Here is a 14,410-nt window from a genome sequence, read left to right on the forward strand (position 1 = left end):
GAGACGGGCCGGCATTACCCGGCCACGGGAATCACAATCCGGCCCCGGATCTTGCCGTCCATCAGCTGGCCGGCAGCGTCGATGACGTTGTCAAAGGCCACTTCGGTGATCATGCTGTCCAGCAACTCAGGGGACAGATCCTCAGACAGGCGCTTCCAGGCGTACAAACGGTCTGCTTTCGGCGCCATCACACTGTCGATGCCACACAGGGTCACGCCACGCAGAATGAAAGGCGCCACCGTCGCCGGGAAATCCATGCCCGCTGCCAGCCCGCATGCGGCCACCACACCGTGGTATTTCATGCCGGCACAGACGTTTGCCAGCACCTGGCCACCGGCCACATCCACCGCCCCGGCCCAGGTTTCACGAGCTAGCGGCTTACCGGGCTCGCTCAGCTCGGCCCGATCCAGAATCTGTTTGGCACCCAGAGATTTCAGGTAGACTTCTTCTTCGGGCCGGCCGGTCACTGCCGTTACCGAATAACCCAGCTTGGCAAGGATGGCGACGGCTACGCTGCCGACTCCGCCAGTGGCCCCGGTCACCAGAATGTCGCCGGAATCCGGTGTGACGCCGTGCTTCTCCAGCGCAATCACGCACAACATTGCGGTATACCCCGCGGTACCTATGGCCATGGCCTGACGGGCCGTGAATGGCGCCTGCAGCGGGATCAGCCAGTCCCCGGACAGTCGTGCTTTCTGGGCCAGACCACCCCAGTGCTTCTCGCCCACGCCCCAGCCATTAAGAACCACTTCGTCTCCGGCCTTGAACTCAGGGTTGGACGATTCCGTCACCACGCCAGCCAGGTCAATGCCCGGCACCATCGGATAGGTTTTCGCGATGGGCGCGCGGCCGGTAATGGCCAGTCCATCCTTGTAGTTCAGGGTGGTGTAGGCCACCTCAACGGTCACATCGCCTTCGGGCAACTGGGACTCATCAACGGATTTCAGCGCCACCTGCTGGTCGCCACGGCTGCCTTCTATCAGGATTGCTTTGAACATGTTGCCTCCACTGTTTCGTGAACGTGAGTAGATCGGTTGTCATCAGGAACCGCGCACCAGCGCCATAAAGCCCTGGGCAAAACGGTCAAGCGGTTCCGGGGATTGTTCCAGCTTGGCCCTTAGCACCGCACCTTCCCACCCTGTCCAGAAGAATTGTGCCATCTGGTCGCAGGACAGGCTCTGGGGCACTTCACCAAGCTTGCGAGCTTCTTCGAGAACCCGCTCAACCCGCGACTCCCAGTCCCGGAAAACGGCGCACAACAAACTCCGAAAGCTCTCTGGCAAAGCCGCCATTTCCTGACCGAGATTGCCAATCAGGCATCCCCGGCGATAATCGAACTTCTGCATGCCCGCTTTGGCGCCATCCACAAAGGCCTGAATCCGCGCCAGGGGGCTGAGGGACGCATCGGACAACGAGCGCTCCAGCTTCTTCGCAAAGAACTGGCCGTAAGCCTCAATCAGGGCCCTGCCGAAGGCTTCCTTGTTGTCGAAGTAATGATAGAAGGAGCCCTTGGGCACGCCCGCCTGTCGCAGGATTTCGTCTATACCGGTGTAGGAGTAGCCCTTCTCTGTCAGAACCCCCAGGCCCACTTGGATCAAGGCATCCCGTGTGTTCTGATAACTCGCTGCCGAGGATTTGGGCGGCCTGCCCCGTCGGCGCTTTACTGGTAGCTGATTCATCCATCACCCTTAATTAGACCGAGCGTCTAATTAATATCCCAGAAATTAGACCGAGTGTCTACAAAATATAAAGTTGGACGAATAAAGCGGCCACGGAAGCCCGCGGCCGCGCACCCACATTATTCAGAAGAATCCGAGTGGGTTGGTGTCGTAGCTGGTCAACATACACTTGGTCTGCTGGTAGTGCTCCAGCGCCATCTTGTGGGTTTCCCGGCCAACCCCGGATTTCTTGTAACCACCGAACGCGGCGTGGGCCGGATAAGCGTGGTAGCAGTTCATCCAGACCCGGCCGGCCTGGATGTTGCGGCCCATGCGGTACGCAAGATTGGTGTCGCGGGTCCACACGCCGGCACCCAGACCAAACTCGGTGTCGTTGGCGATGGCCAGGGCTTCTTCCTCGGTTTTGAAGGTGGTGACCCCCACCACCGGGCCGAAGATTTCTTCCTGGAACACCCGCATCTTGTTGTCGCCCTTGAACAGGGTCGGCTGGATGTAGAAACCGTTGTTGAACTCGCCTTCCAGATGCTCGCGGTCACCGCCGGTCAGCACAACCGCGCCTTCCTGACGACCGATTTCCATGTACGACATGATCTTGTCGAACTGCTCCTTGGATGCCTGGGCACCCACCTGAACGTCGGTATCCAGCGGGTTGCCACGCTTGATGGCCTTGGTGCGCTCAACCACTTTCTGCATGAACTCTTCGAACATGTCTTCCTGAACCAGTGCCCGTGACGGGCAGGTGCAGATTTCGCCCTGGTTGAAGAACGCCAGCACCAGGCCTTCCACGCACTTGTCGATGAATTCCGGCTCTGCCTTCATCACATCAGAGAAATAGATGTTCGGGGACTTGCCACCCAGCTCAACCGTCGACGGAATAATGTTTTCGGCTGCGCACTTGAGGATGTGCGAGCCAACCGGGGTGGAGCCGGTGAAGGCGATCTTGGCGATGCGCTTGCTGGTGGCCAGGGCTTCGCCGGCTTCCGGGCCATAGCCATTGACGATGTTGATCACACCCGGAGGCAACAAGTCACCAATCAGCTCCATCAGCACCAGAATACTGACCGGAGTCTGTTCGGCGGGCTTGAGCACCGTACAGTTGCCGGCGGCCAGGCAGGGGCCCAGCTTCCAGGCCGCCATCAGTAACGGGAAGTTCCAGGGGATGATCTGACCAACCACGCCCAGCGGTTCGTGGAAGTGGTAGGCGACGGTATTATGGTCAATTTCGCCCATGTGCCCTTCCTGAGCCCGGATACAACCGGCGAAATAACGGAAGTGATCGGCGGCCAGCGGGATGTCGGCATTCAGGGTTTCACGCACCGCCTTGCCGTTGTCCCAGGTTTCCGCCACGGCCAGTTGCTCAAGGTTGGCTTCAATGCGATCGGCAATTTTCAGCAGGATGTTGGAACGTTCGGTTGGCGACGTTTTGCCCCAGGCCGGCGCCGCCTTGTGGGCGGCATCCAGCGCCAGGTCGATATCCTCGGCCGAGGAACGGGGCACTTCACAAATGACCGCACCGGTAACAGGGGTGATGTTCTCGAAATACTGGCCTTTAACCGGCGCCACCCACTCGCCACCGATAAAGTTTTCATAGCGGGATTTGAAGGAGACAATGGAACCTTCTTTTCCGGGTTGTGCATAGATCATGACATCTTCCTCTTTGTTGTATTTGTCGCGGGGCAACGCAGCCTTTCGCGCTAACAAAACAAAGGTAGACCTCAATCCGGAACATTTGTATGGAGAGGGAAGATAATCCGCTTATCCGATGGTCTTAGTCGGCACCGAAGTGCTCCAGCTCTTTCAGGCAATCCTCAACAAAGGCTGCAGGATCCGCCATCACAGCCTCGTCCGCCACAACACCAAACTGCACTTGTCCGCCGTAGCTGACAATGCTGACACCCAGCCCGATATCACCGGCCTGAGGCACCCAGAACATCTGCTCGGTGATCTCACATCCAGCCAGATAGCGGGTGTCCGGAGTGCCAGGAACGTTAGATACCACCGCCGAAGCTTTCCCGAAGAACAGGTCGGCGAAGGGCCTGCGTCCCGGTTCGGGAATCAGTGCCGCGCAGCTGGTTAGCCCCCAGGCCAGGCCAGGCTGCCAGCTCTTCTTCAGTTTCCGGGTTTCATGCTTGATCCGGAACAACCGCTCCAGGGCACTCTCTCCATCCACCGGCAAAGGCACGAACACCGTGCCGAAGCAGTTACCGGGCTCGCCCTCTTCCGGCCGCACGCCGTCGGGCAGGCGAGCCCGGATGTCGACCGGCACGGCCGCGTGCATCACCGCCTCATCCAGTTGCTCCGGGGTCATGCCCAGTCGGGGCTTGACTGCCGCCGCCACGCAGGCGAGCAGGACATCGTTGATGGTTGTACTGGTTGCCCGGGCAATGGTTCGGAAGCGGGACAAACGTACCGGGGAGGACCAGCGGCAGCTGCGTCGGCCCAGTAGCGGACGCTTCAGCTCAGATGGAGAGTCCTCTGGGCTCACCAGAAACTCACTGAATTCGTGCACCAGGCGCAGACTGTTTTCCAGGGCACGGCCTGCCATGCTCTTGCCAGTGCCTGGCATTGATGGCGTATCGACAGAACCTGAGACAGCCGGAATCGCCTCTGCCATCCGAGCTTCCAGCCAGCTTTGGGCAGCCGCCATCCAGGCTCCTGCGCGAGGCTCCTCCTTTGATCCATAAACGGCCGGATACTGGCGCGGCGATGCCGGGCACAGGCGGTCAAAAATACCCAGCAGGGACAAGCCATCAGCGTAACAGTGATGCAGCCTCAAAACTAACGCAGCGCCACCCTGTGCGTTGGGGGCCAACCAGAATTTCCAGCGTGGACGATACAGCGGTAAGGGCTCGTTCAGGCGCTCCGAGACCCAGTCCTGCAACTGTTCCGGCTCGAACCGGTCCAGCGCCACGTCAAGATGCTGGGGCGCGGAGAAGGTCAGGTCTTTTTCCCAATACCAGGCGGGGGCACGCCATACCGGGCGGCAACGGAACCGCTCCCAGGCCAGCCAGTATACCTCCAGAAACTCCCGGAAACGGCCCGGCGTCAGCCCGTCGATCCTCAGCATGATGGTGATGGTCATCGGGTTTTCGGGCCGTTCCAGAGCCAGCCAGGCTGAATCCGAAGGCAGCATGAGATGCGATTGCTCCTGGCTCAAACCCGATTATCCCCGATCAATAGCGTGCCTGTATGAAAGAAAACCAATCCGGCATTGTGCCAGAGTCCGGATACCGGCTCCATCCTCGGACACCATGCGCACAGTTACAAAAAATTACACGTGAGTAACTGTTCAGTCCTATACTGGCTACATGGTCCGGTGCGATGGCTATAAAACCGTGTCCCGGATCGGCCAATTGGCCTCAACACACCATTTTTGAAGGCACTGGCGCCACTAAACCCGTTCGGCATTCACGGTACAAATGTCATACCGGCTCAGCAAAACCAATAACACAACGAAAAGCGGCCGGAGGGAGATGAATCATGAAAGCCAGTCATGTTCGCAAGCTGATCAAACCGATCGAAAGCGCCTATTCCGAAATGTTTTCCGGCCGGGTTTACCGCGTGGGCCGGGGTGCTGTGTCTGTGCGTAATCACAGTGGCACAGCAGAGCACACCGTTATTGGCGTGCATGGCTTTCTTGAGAATCACTGTTACTTTACCCAGGCCTACGATGGCCCCACCACCGAACTGATTTTGCTCACCTGCAGCAACTATCACATCCCGGTGAACGGTGTAACGCCAGAGAATCCGGCCTGGGAAGTGCCCATCAAGCACCTGGAAGGCACCATCGAATACGACGCCTGCATCCTGAATCAGTCGTTGCAGAACCTGCCCAGCACCGAGAACATCCGGATCCATGGCCACTCCCGGGGTGGCGCGGTCATTCTTGAAGCTATCCGGCAGTGGCCGGAGCTCTACGAAAACGTGGAAGTGGTACTGGAAGCGCCGGTTTTACCCCAGGGCAAACTGCATGCTCTGGTAACCACATTGCTCGAACCAGTCAGCCATGGCATGTGGCCCTGGTTGATTCGTCTGATCAACAGCGCCCCCCAGTCGGCCTATGGTCAGACCTTCTTCGGCAAGATGAACCCGCGCAAGCGCCAATTGCTGAGCAAACTGTTCTATGCCACCAAAGACCATCTGACCATTGTTCGCAACATCGAGAACATCATGGAATGGATGGCCCGCACCGACACCTCGGTCTATCGCCATGTGCGCCACGGGACTTTCCTGATACCGGCCACCGACCGAATACTGGATCGCCAGGCCATGCTGGCCAGCGCCCGCACCAGCCCCACCACCATGCGCATTGTCGAAACCGAAGCTCCCAGCCATTTCATCACGCTGGACAGCAAGGAATGGGTGCCGGGTCTGGAAACCCTGGAGGCCGCCGCCCAGGGCTGAATTCAACCGTAACGGGCAGGTGCGCCAGATCCAAGGCTCCGTTAAACTGGCGCTTTTCTGCCCGGTTGAATGGAGCCTTTAATGTATCGTGAGCGGCTGGTTGCCACGGATGTGCACACTGAGAACGCCCACCGCCTGAAACGCCTGCTGCTGGAATACCACGATTTCCGCCAACACAAGGCCAGGCATCCTCTTCGGGACGAGGCCCACCAGGTGGCGGACTGGCAGGCAGAGCGGCTAAAAAACACCCACCAGGATTTATACCGTCACCCGGGCTACCACACCGGCCTGGAATTTCTGCTGACCGACCTCTATGCCCCTGCCGGCATGACCCGCCGGGACGACAACATCGATCGGGTGTTCCCGAAGATGGTGAAATGGCTTCCCGACCACCTGCTGGCCACCTTTGCCGGCCTGGTCGAGCTCAACCTGATTACCCAGAGCCTCGATCTTGAGCTGGCAGAGATACTTGCGCAGCAGGGCTTTTCGGCAACAGGTCTTGATGATGAGCGTTACTGCGAGGCTTATCGCGCCGGCAACCAGCTAACGATTCGCAAACGACAACTGGCTCTGGTGGCAGAAACCGGGCAGGAACTGGATCGCTACGTTCGCAACCGCACCCTCGGTTGGCTACTGTCCATGACCCGCGGCCCGGCCGAGATGGCCGATCTGGGTGATTTGCACAGCTTTCTGCACCGGGGCTACAGCGCCTTTCGGAAAATGGATCGGGTCGACCTGCTGATTGATCGCCTGCTCAGCCGGGAACAACGAGTGATGAACAACATTCTGGCGGGCCACCGGACCCCTTTCTCCCTGCCGGACGACCTGTAGCGGGATTCAGGCCTGGATGATCTGGTCCAGCTGGGAGTGAATCTCCTGCTCAATGCGGGATTTGAAGGGCCGAAGCATCAACCCCAGCTCCAGCCGGATATGCAGGTCGTTCTCGGAAATATCCAGCTGCCCTTTGACACCGCTGCGTTTGAACTTCAGCAGATCGCCTTCCCACTGGTAATTGACATCGAATTGTTTGGACAAATCCTTGGCCAGGGTTTCGGCCGCCTCGCGGGCGTGCTCCTTGTCCAGGGAATGGGCGCGATGGATATCGATAACAGACATGAATCAGTTTTCTCAGTGATTTGGAAACGGTTTTACAGTGTAAGCCGGCAATAAACTTGTAGCCAACCCCTCAAAGGTTAGAATACAGGGCTTAGATTCTGACAGGACCAACTTCCATGAGCGAGCAGCAAGCACCGGGCACCCAAGGCAACGGCCAGGACGACGTTACCCACTTCGGCTTTCGCAATGTGCCGAAAAGCCAGAAGGCCGGTCAGGTGGCCCAGGTTTTCCACAGTGTCGCCGGCAAGTACGACCTCATGAACGACCTGATGTCCATGGGCATTCACCGCCTGTGGAAGCGCTTTACTATTGAATTGAGCGGCGTACGCCCGGGCCATCAGGTGTTGGACATTGCCGGCGGTACCGGCGACCTGACCATGAAGTTTTCCGATCTTGTGGGCCCGTCCGGCAAAGTGGTGCTGGCCGATATCAACGCCTCCATGCTGCAGGTGGGTCGCAGCCGCCTGACCGACCGGGGTTACGCCGGCAACATCGAATACGTACAGGCCGATGCCGAACACCTGCCGTTCCCGGACAACAGTTTCCAGGCGGTGTCTATTGCTTTCGGCCTGCGCAATGTGACCGACAAGGATCAGGCCCTGCGGGATATGGCCCGGGTACTTAAGCCGGGCGGCAAGCTGATGGTGCTGGAATTCTCCAAGCCCACCAACCCGCTGCTGAGCAAGGCCTACGACACGTATTCCTTCACCGCCCTGCCCCTGATGGGCCAGCTGATTGCCGGGGACAGCGAGAGCTACAAGTACCTGGCCGAGTCCATCCGCATGCATCCGGATCAGGAAACCCTGAAGGGCATGATGGAAACTGCCGGCCTGGTGAACTGCAAGTACTACAACATGACCGGCGGCATCGTGGCCCTGCACGTGGGAATCAAGCCCTGATGTTCCCCGGCCCGACCCTGCTGTCTGCGACAGGCGCCATTATAGAGGGCGCCCTGAACCGGGCGCTGACACTGGACCCGGCGGGCCAGCGCGCCTTGCTGGGTGCCTTGGGCGGGCCGGTTCAGTTCACCGTTACGGCCCCGGTCACCATGCACTGGACCCTGAATCGCGTTGGCGAACGGGTGCAGGTTCGCAGCCAGCCGGATCCGCAACCGGCGTTAATCATCACCGGGCGACCGGTCGCCTTTGCCGCCCTGGCACTGGGCGATGAGAGGGTATTTGCCGACGAACGCCTGACGGTGGAGGGCGACACGGCCCTGGCCCACCAGCTACAGCGCGCCCTGAACCAGCTGCAACCGGATTGGGAAGCGGCCATGGCAAACCACCTGGGCGATGTGCCGGCCCATTTCATCGGCAAACGCATCCGCCAGGCGGTCAAATGGAGCCGCCAGGCGTTCAGCACCATGAACGCCAATGTGGAGGAATATGTCCACGAAGAGAGCCGCACTCTGCCCGGCCGGCGGGAGCTGGAGGCCACCTTTCAGGATATCGATGAGCTGAGCCTGCGCACCGAACGCCTGGAGGCTCGGCTGAAGCAACTGCAAGCTCCCGGCAGCGATAACAATACGGAGACCCTGTGACCCGCCTGCAACGCCTGTTCCGAATTGCCTGGGTATTCTGCCGCTACCGGCTGGACACGTTTCTGCCCTTGTCTGAACTGCCTACACCGCTGAAAATCTTTTTTCTGCTGGCACCATGGCACCTGTTCCCGCAGCCAAAACTGAGCCGGGGTGACCGCCTGCGCCTGGCGCTGGAAGAGCTGGGCCCGGTTTTCGTCAAATTCGGCCAGATTCTCTCCACCCGCCGGGACCTGTTACCGGATGACATGGCCGAATCCCTGAAACAGCTGCAGGACAGGGTCCCACCTTTTCCCAGCGAACAAGCCCGAGGCATTATCGAGAAGTCGTTGGGGGCGCCCGTCTCGGAACTGTTTGCCGAATTCAGTCCGGATCCGATGGCTTCCGCCTCCGTGGCCCAGGTGCATGCTGCAACCCTACCCAACGACCAGAAAGTGGTGGTCAAGGTTTTGCGCCCCGGCATCGAAAAAGTCATCCGCCAGGATCTGGGCCTGATGTACCTGATGGCCGGCCTGCTCGAAAAGTACTGGTCTGAGGGTAAGCGCCTGCACCCCGTGGAGGTGGTGGCAGACTATGACTCCACCATCCACGACGAACTGGATCTGCAACGGGAAGCCGCCAACGCCAGCCAGTTGCGCCGGAATTTCGAGAACTCCCCGCTGATCTACATCCCCTCTATCGACTGGGACTACACCCGCAAGTCGGTGCTGGTGATGGAACGCATTCACGGCATTCCTATTGCCGATGTAGCCGCCCTTGAAAAGGCGGGCGTCAACATGAAGGTGCTGGCGGAAAAAGGAGTGGAGATCTTCTTTACCCAGGTATTCCGTGACAGCTTTTTCCATGCTGACATGCACCCGGGCAATATCTTTGTCGATGTCAGCAATCCCGCCGACCCGAAGTACATTGCCATCGACTTCGGTATCGTCGGCACTCTGGCCCCCGACGACCAGAGCTATCTCGCCCGTAACCTTTTGGCCTTTTTCCGCCGGGATTACCGCCAGGTAGCGCAACTGCACATCCAGTCTGGCTGGGTGCCGCCGGAAACCCGCGTCAACGAGTTTGAGGCCGCCATTCGGACAGTGTGCGAACCCATCTTCGAGCGCCCCCTGAAGGATATTTCCTTTGGTCACTTCCTGTTACGCCTGTTCCAGACCGCTCGGCGCTTCAACATGGAAGTGCAGCCACAACTTGTGCTGTTACAGAAAACCCTGCTCAATGTCGAAGGCCTTGGCCGCCAGCTCTATCCGGACCTGGACCTGTGGAGTACCGCCCAGCCGTTTCTGGAAGACTGGATGCGGAAACGCATCGGTCCGTCAGGCCTGATCAAGTCTCTGCAGAACCACCTGCCATCATGGCTCGAACAATCGCCAGAGATGCCCCAGTTGGTTCACGACGCATTACTTCAGATACGCTCCAGCGGTCCCACCGAAGCGCAGAACCGGGCAACCCTGGCGCTGATGAAAGAGCAGCAAATGCGCAGCGAACGCCGTTGGCGCCGGGGCTTCATCGCCCTGGTTCTGGCAGGCGCGGCCCTGGTGGGCAGCCAGCCCCACGCCGGGCAGTGGCTGGCCGATCTGCCGGTCTGGAGCTGGGTCTTGCTTGCCGGAGCGGCAGGCGTCATGCTCCGGGGCAGTCGCTGAACCATCAAAGATTCAGGATTCATAAAAATGCAAGATTCTCCCGCTAACGTCGTACAGCCTGACTGGCTCGACGAGATCCAATGGACAGAAGACGGTCTGGTGCCGGCCATTGCCCAGGACGCCAATAATGGCGATGTCCTGATGAAGGCCTGGATGAACCGGGAATCTCTCCGGCTCACGGTTGAGGAAGGACAGGCGGTTTACTGGTCCCGTTCCCGTGGCAAACTCTGGCGCAAGGGCGAGAGCTCCGGGCACCAGCAGGTGCTCCGGGATATCAGGCTCGATTGCGATGCCGATGTGGTGCTGCTGAAAGTGGAACAAAAAGGCGGCATTGCCTGCCATACTGGCCGGCGAAGCTGTTTTTACCGAACCCTGAAAGATGGTCAGTGGGTGAGCGCCGATCCGGTTCTCAAAGACCCGAACACCATCTACGGCAGCAACTGAGGAGCAGACACCGTGAGTGATGTACTGGAACGACTGGCACAGGTACTGGAAGCCCGCAAAGACGCGGATCCCGACACATCCTACGTCGCCAGCCTGCATGCCAAGGGGCTGAACAAGATTCTGGAGAAGGTGGGCGAAGAGTGCACCGAGACGCTGCTCGCTGCCAAGGATGCAGAGCATTCCGGCGAAACCCGGGACCTGGTGTACGAGACGGCCGACCTCTGGTTTCACAGCCTGGTGATGCTGTCACGGTTAGGCCTGGGGCCGAAGGATGTTCTGGATGAACTGGCCAGTCGCTTCGACCTGTCAGGCCTGGAAGAAAAAGCCTCCCGGAATCCGTAAAGGAGTACCCCCAAGGGGTATTTCCGCAAGGGGTAGCGGTTGGCGTACAATGTCATGCAACAGCAACATTTGAACGAGGAACCCTCATGGGTATCAGCATCTGGCAACTTCTTATCGTACTTGGCATCGTCATCCTGTTATTCGGAACCAAGAAACTCCGGAACATCGGCAGCGATCTCGGCGGCGCCATCCGTGGATTCAAAAAATCCATGAGCGACGAGGAAGAGAAGAACGCCGAACAGCAACCGCTGGAAAAACAGAACGCCGAGCAACAAGCCCAGGCGGAAGACAAGCCCAAAGAAAAGCAAGGCTGAGCACCCCCTGAATGTTCGACATCGGCTTTCTAGAGCTGCTGATCTGCGGCGTGATTGCATTGCTCGTGCTCGGCCCGGAGCGTTTGCCGACGGCGGCGCGGGCGGCTGGCCGCTGGATCGGTGGCGCCCGGCGCATGGTCAGCCAGTTCACCAGTGAACTGGACCGGCAGTTGAAGGCCGAAGAACTCCGGGAGGAGCTGCGCAAGGCGGGTGATGTGGGCCTGGACGATGTGGAGAAGACCGTGCGCGGCGCCCTGGATGAGGCGAAAAAGTACGAGCACATGATCCTGCCGGACGATCAGACCCGCAAGCCCAGGCCGGCGCCGGCAACCCGGCGGGTCACGCCCCCCTCTCCGGAGGCGGACGACCAGCCCGAACCTCCGCATGAACCCGTCAGGGACGAGGCGGCGGCCAGCGATCAACCCAGTGAATCCTCACCGACCAGCCCTTCGGACAAGCATTCATGAGTGCCACCCAAAACGGCCAGCAGACGTCGTCTGAACAGCAGGAAATGCCCCTGATCGAGCATTTGCTCGAGCTGCGCAACCGGCTACTGAAAATGGTGTTGGCGGTGATTATCTGTTTCGCCGTCATCTATCCATTTGCCAACGAGCTCTACCTGCTGTTATCCCAGCCGTTGCGCGAACTTTTGCCGGTCGGCCAGACCATGATCGCCACCGACATCACCTCGCCTTTCTTTGCGCCCCTGAAGCTGGCGCTGGTTCTGGCGGTATTTGTCGCCATTCCGATCATTCTCTACCAGCTCTGGAGTTTTGTGGCGCCCGGGCTCTATGCCCATGAAAAGCGCCTGGCCTTCCCGCTGTTGTTTACTTCCGTGCTGTTGTTCTACGCTGGCGCGGCTTTCGCCTATTTCGTGGTCTTTCCGCTGGTGTTCGGTTTCTTTACCGCCATCGGCCCGGAGGGCATTGTCGAACTGCCTGACATCAGCAGTTATCTGAACTTCGTGCTCAAGATGTTCTTTGCCTTCGGCATTGCGTTTGAAATCCCCATTGCGACGGTACTACTGATTCTGACCGGCGCCACTACTCCGCAAGACCTGGCCGCCAAGCGCCCCTATGTGGTCGTGGCCTGTTTCATCATCGGCATGCTGCTGACCCCACCAGACATCATCTCCCAGACGCTCCTGGCCGTGCCCATGTGGATTCTGTTCGAGTTCGGCATCATATTTGGTCGCCTCGCCTACCGGGAACGGGAAGAGGCCGACGGAGAAGAGCCCGAAGCCTGATGAATCTGGCCCTGCTGTTTGAGGAAGACTTCGTCGCCCCGGACCGGGTGCGTCTCCGCGGCCGTCGGCTGGAGCACCTGAAAACGGTGCTCAAAGCCGGCACCGGCCATCGGATACCGGCTGGCCGGGTAAACGGCCTGATGGGCCATGGTGAAGTGCTGTCAATGACAGAGACCGAGGCCGAATTGCTGGTAACCCTGAATCAGCAACCCCCTGCCCCCTTACCGCTCACGCTGATACTGGCTATGCCCCGGCCCAAGATGTTCCGGCGGGTACTGCAGACCTGCGCTTCTCTGGGTGTGAAGGATCTCTGGCTGATTAACAGCCACAAGGTGGAAAAGAGTTTCTGGCAAACGCCCTGGCTCACCGAGGATCATCTGAGAGAGAACCTGGCCCTCGGCCTTGAACAGGCCAAAGACACGTTGATGCCTCAGGTCCATATCCGCAAGCTGTTCAAACCCTTTGTGGAGGATGAACTACCGACACTGCTAGGTGGCAAACAGGCCCTGGTGGCGCATCCGGGCATGGCGGCCCCCTGCCCCACCCACCTCAATGAGCCGGCTGCCCTGTGCATTGGTCCGGAAGGGGGCTTTACCGATTACGAAGTCGGAAAGCTGGAGGAGGCCGGCTGCCGGAGCGTGCATCTGGGCCCGAGAATTCTTCGGGTTGAAACCGCTGTGCCAGTGCTGATCAGCCGGCTGTTTGACGCCTGCCTGTGAACGGGCCGGCCCCGCCACGGATTACGCCGCCCGGCGCTCCCAAAGCTTCGCAACGGGCGTAATAACAAGAACCAGAATAGCACCGGCCAGCAGGCCAAACAGGCCATCCCCGACCGTGGTGACCAGCACTTCCGGCACTGAAGAAATCATTCCGGCCACATGGTGAATGGCCCCGTACACCGCCGGAATGCCGTGGGTCAGGATACCGCCGCCCACCAGGAACATCGCGATGGTGCCCAACACCGACAGGGTTTTCATCATCCAGGGCGCCAGCCACAGAATGCCCTGCCCTAGCTTCTGGGCGAAAGCACTGGCTTTCTGGCTCAAGTAAAGGCCGGCGTCGTCCAGCTTCACAATACCCGCCACCAGCCCATACACCCCGACGGTCACCATCAACGCCACGACGGTCAGCACCGCAAACTGCATTCCGAAGCTCTTGTCGGCCACGGTTCCTAACGTGATGGCGATGATTTCGGCGGAGAGAATAAAGTCGGTCCTGACAGCGCCCTTGATCTTGTCTTTCTCAACCGCTTTAAGGTTCACCTCCGGCTTTTTCAGAGCCTCCCGCAGCTCTTGCCGGTGCTTTTCTTCCTGCTCTTTGTGCAGGAACCTGTGAACCAGCTTCTCGGCCCCCTCAAAGCACAGGAAAGCACCACCGAGCATCAACAGCGGGGTAATGAGCCAGGGTACAAAAAAGCTGATGGCCAGTGCCGCCGGCACCAGAATGGCCTTGTTGATAAACGAACCCTTGGCGACCGCCCACACCACCGGGATTTCCCGGGCAGGTCGAACACCGGTGACCTGCTGCGCATTCAACGCCAGGTCATCGCCCAGCACACCGGCGGTTTTCTTGGTAGCAGCTTTGGTCATCACCGCCACGTCATCCAGTACGGCAGCAATGTCATCAAGTAATACGAGCAGGCTGGAGCCGGCCATAGACAGTTCCTTTGCAAATTGAACACGAAG

Annotated in this window: 17 protein-coding genes; 11 read left to right on the forward strand and 6 right to left on the reverse strand. The window is 59.3% G+C overall.

Translation table 11 applies throughout. The annotated features are described in order from the left end of the window. Positions 1-14: 14 nt before the first annotated feature. The 4 genes from QPL98_RS06600 to QPL98_RS06615 all read right to left on the reverse strand — a co-directional run bounded on the left by QPL98_RS06600 (position 15) and on the right by QPL98_RS06615 (position 4,812). Positions 15-998 (reverse strand): MDR family oxidoreductase, encoded by a 984-nt coding sequence (locus QPL98_RS06600; protein ID WP_273030519.1) that lies wholly within the window; start codon positions 996-998, stop codon positions 15-17. A gap of 42 nt (positions 999-1,040) precedes the next feature. Further along, positions 1,041-1,679, reverse strand: a complete 639-nt coding sequence (locus tag QPL98_RS06605) for a TetR/AcrR family transcriptional regulator (RefSeq protein ID WP_303292939.1) — start codon at positions 1,677-1,679, stop codon at positions 1,041-1,043. Between the two features lie 123 nt (positions 1,680-1,802). After that, positions 1,803-3,323, reverse strand: coding sequence for an aldehyde dehydrogenase family protein (locus QPL98_RS06610; protein WP_303292940.1), 1,521 nt, complete (start codon positions 3,321-3,323; stop codon positions 1,803-1,805). 124 nt (positions 3,324-3,447) lie between these two features. Continuing rightward, entirely contained in the window at positions 3,448-4,812 is a 1,365-nt protein-coding gene (locus QPL98_RS06615) for a WS/DGAT domain-containing protein (RefSeq protein WP_303292941.1), read from the reverse strand. 347 nt (positions 4,813-5,159) lie between these two features. Between QPL98_RS06615 and QPL98_RS06620 the strand changes: the two genes are divergently transcribed. Both QPL98_RS06620 and QPL98_RS06625 read left to right on the forward strand, forming a co-directional pair. Beyond that, positions 5,160-6,083 carry an alpha/beta hydrolase gene (locus QPL98_RS06620; protein WP_153740537.1) on the forward strand — a complete coding sequence of 308 codons (924 nt, stop codon included), beginning with the start codon at positions 5,160-5,162 and terminating at the stop codon, positions 6,081-6,083. 81 nt (positions 6,084-6,164) lie between these two features. After that, the gene (locus QPL98_RS06625) at positions 6,165-6,914 is read left to right on the forward strand and encodes a hypothetical protein (protein ID WP_288589651.1); all 750 of its coding nucleotides are present in this window, start codon (positions 6,165-6,167) and stop codon (positions 6,912-6,914) included. Between the two features lie 6 nt (positions 6,915-6,920). Here QPL98_RS06625 and QPL98_RS06630 read toward each other — a convergent pair whose 3' ends face one another. Then, the gene (locus QPL98_RS06630; protein WP_011786826.1) at positions 6,921-7,199 is read right to left on the reverse strand and encodes a polyhydroxyalkanoic acid system family protein; all 279 of its coding nucleotides are present in this window, start codon (positions 7,197-7,199) and stop codon (positions 6,921-6,923) included. A 116-nt stretch (positions 7,200-7,315) separates the two neighbouring features. Here QPL98_RS06630 and ubiE point away from each other — a divergent pair, with 116 nt between their 5' ends. The 9 genes from ubiE (at position 7,316) to QPL98_RS06675 (ending at position 13,444) form a co-directional block, all read left to right on the forward strand. Further along, positions 7,316-8,098, forward strand: coding sequence for a bifunctional demethylmenaquinone methyltransferase/2-methoxy-6-polyprenyl-1,4-benzoquinol methylase UbiE (ubiE, locus tag QPL98_RS06635; RefSeq protein ID WP_014422685.1), 783 nt, complete (start codon positions 7,316-7,318; stop codon positions 8,096-8,098). After that, positions 8,098-8,739, forward strand: a complete 642-nt coding sequence (locus tag QPL98_RS06640; protein WP_273030513.1) for an SCP2 domain-containing protein — start codon at positions 8,098-8,100, stop codon at positions 8,737-8,739. Before ubiE ends, QPL98_RS06640 begins: the two co-directional genes overlap by 1 nt. After that, positions 8,736-10,379: a ubiquinone biosynthesis regulatory protein kinase UbiB gene (gene ubiB / locus QPL98_RS06645; protein ID WP_022993076.1), complete on the forward strand. Its 1,644-nt coding sequence runs from the start codon at positions 8,736-8,738 to the stop codon at positions 10,377-10,379. Before QPL98_RS06640 ends, ubiB begins: the two co-directional genes overlap by 4 nt. Positions 10,380-10,406: 27 nt before the next feature. After that, positions 10,407-10,823, forward strand: coding sequence for a phosphoribosyl-AMP cyclohydrolase (hisI, locus tag QPL98_RS06650; protein ID WP_303292942.1), 417 nt, complete (start codon positions 10,407-10,409; stop codon positions 10,821-10,823). 12 nt (positions 10,824-10,835) lie between these two features. After that, positions 10,836-11,165 carry a phosphoribosyl-ATP diphosphatase gene (locus tag QPL98_RS06655; RefSeq protein ID WP_011786831.1) on the forward strand — a complete coding sequence of 110 codons (330 nt, stop codon included), beginning with the start codon at positions 10,836-10,838 and terminating at the stop codon, positions 11,163-11,165. A gap of 86 nt (positions 11,166-11,251) precedes the next feature. Next, the gene (gene tatA, locus QPL98_RS06660; protein ID WP_011786832.1) at positions 11,252-11,479 is read left to right on the forward strand and encodes a Sec-independent protein translocase subunit TatA; all 228 of its coding nucleotides are present in this window, start codon (positions 11,252-11,254) and stop codon (positions 11,477-11,479) included. An 11-nt stretch (positions 11,480-11,490) separates the two neighbouring features. Continuing rightward, on the forward strand, positions 11,491-11,946 hold the full coding sequence (gene tatB, locus QPL98_RS06665; RefSeq protein WP_014422691.1) for a Sec-independent protein translocase protein TatB: 456 nt from the start codon (positions 11,491-11,493) through the stop codon (positions 11,944-11,946). After that, positions 11,943-12,725 (forward strand): twin-arginine translocase subunit TatC, encoded by a 783-nt coding sequence (gene tatC / locus QPL98_RS06670; protein WP_206853479.1) that lies wholly within the window; start codon positions 11,943-11,945, stop codon positions 12,723-12,725. Before tatB ends, tatC begins: the two co-directional genes overlap by 4 nt. Beyond that, positions 12,725-13,444, forward strand: coding sequence for a 16S rRNA (uracil(1498)-N(3))-methyltransferase (locus tag QPL98_RS06675; protein WP_303292943.1), 720 nt, complete (start codon positions 12,725-12,727; stop codon positions 13,442-13,444). The genes tatC and QPL98_RS06675 overlap by 1 nt, the downstream gene beginning before the upstream one ends. A gap of 21 nt (positions 13,445-13,465) precedes the next feature. Here the strand turns inward: QPL98_RS06675 and QPL98_RS06680 are convergent, their stop codons facing one another. After that, positions 13,466-14,380: a DUF808 domain-containing protein gene (locus QPL98_RS06680; RefSeq protein WP_014422694.1), complete on the reverse strand. Its 915-nt coding sequence runs from the start codon at positions 14,378-14,380 to the stop codon at positions 13,466-13,468. Between the last annotated feature and the right edge of the window lie 30 nt (positions 14,381-14,410).

It is taken from the genome of Marinobacter sp. ST-43, from assembly GCF_030541085.1.
In the GTDB taxonomy this organism is placed as follows: Bacteria; Pseudomonadota; Gammaproteobacteria; order Pseudomonadales; family Oleiphilaceae; genus Marinobacter; species Marinobacter nauticus.

Excerpts from the sequence above, each read along its gene's own strand:
- QPL98_RS06600 (WP_273030519.1), bottom strand. The coding sequence starts at position 998 with ATGTTCAAAGCAATCCTGATAGAAGGCAGCCGTGGCGACCAGCAGGTG.
- QPL98_RS06605 (WP_303292939.1), bottom strand. The coding sequence starts at position 1,679 with ATGAATCAGCTACCAGTAAAGCGCCGACGGGGCAGGCCGCCCAAATCC.
- QPL98_RS06610 (WP_303292940.1), bottom strand. The coding sequence starts at position 3,323 with ATGATCTATGCACAACCCGGAAAAGAAGGTTCCATTGTCTCCTTCAAA.
- QPL98_RS06615 (WP_303292941.1), bottom strand. The coding sequence starts at position 4,812 with ATGCTGCCTTCGGATTCAGCCTGGCTGGCTCTGGAACGGCCCGAAAAC.
- QPL98_RS06620 (WP_153740537.1), top strand. The coding sequence starts at position 5,160 with ATGAAAGCCAGTCATGTTCGCAAGCTGATCAAACCGATCGAAAGCGCC.
- QPL98_RS06625 (WP_288589651.1), top strand. The coding sequence starts at position 6,165 with ATGTATCGTGAGCGGCTGGTTGCCACGGATGTGCACACTGAGAACGCC.
- QPL98_RS06630 (WP_011786826.1), bottom strand. The coding sequence starts at position 7,199 with ATGTCTGTTATCGATATCCATCGCGCCCATTCCCTGGACAAGGAGCAC.
- ubiE (WP_014422685.1), top strand. The coding sequence starts at position 7,316 with ATGAGCGAGCAGCAAGCACCGGGCACCCAAGGCAACGGCCAGGACGAC.
- QPL98_RS06640 (WP_273030513.1), top strand. The coding sequence starts at position 8,098 with ATGTTCCCCGGCCCGACCCTGCTGTCTGCGACAGGCGCCATTATAGAG.
- hisI (WP_303292942.1), top strand. The coding sequence starts at position 10,407 with ATGCAAGATTCTCCCGCTAACGTCGTACAGCCTGACTGGCTCGACGAG.
- tatA (WP_011786832.1), top strand. The coding sequence starts at position 11,252 with ATGGGTATCAGCATCTGGCAACTTCTTATCGTACTTGGCATCGTCATC.
- tatB (WP_014422691.1), top strand. The coding sequence starts at position 11,491 with ATGTTCGACATCGGCTTTCTAGAGCTGCTGATCTGCGGCGTGATTGCA.
- tatC (WP_206853479.1), top strand. The coding sequence starts at position 11,943 with ATGAGTGCCACCCAAAACGGCCAGCAGACGTCGTCTGAACAGCAGGAA.
- QPL98_RS06675 (WP_303292943.1), top strand. The coding sequence starts at position 12,725 with ATGAATCTGGCCCTGCTGTTTGAGGAAGACTTCGTCGCCCCGGACCGG.
- QPL98_RS06680 (WP_014422694.1), bottom strand. The coding sequence starts at position 14,380 with ATGGCCGGCTCCAGCCTGCTCGTATTACTTGATGACATTGCTGCCGTA.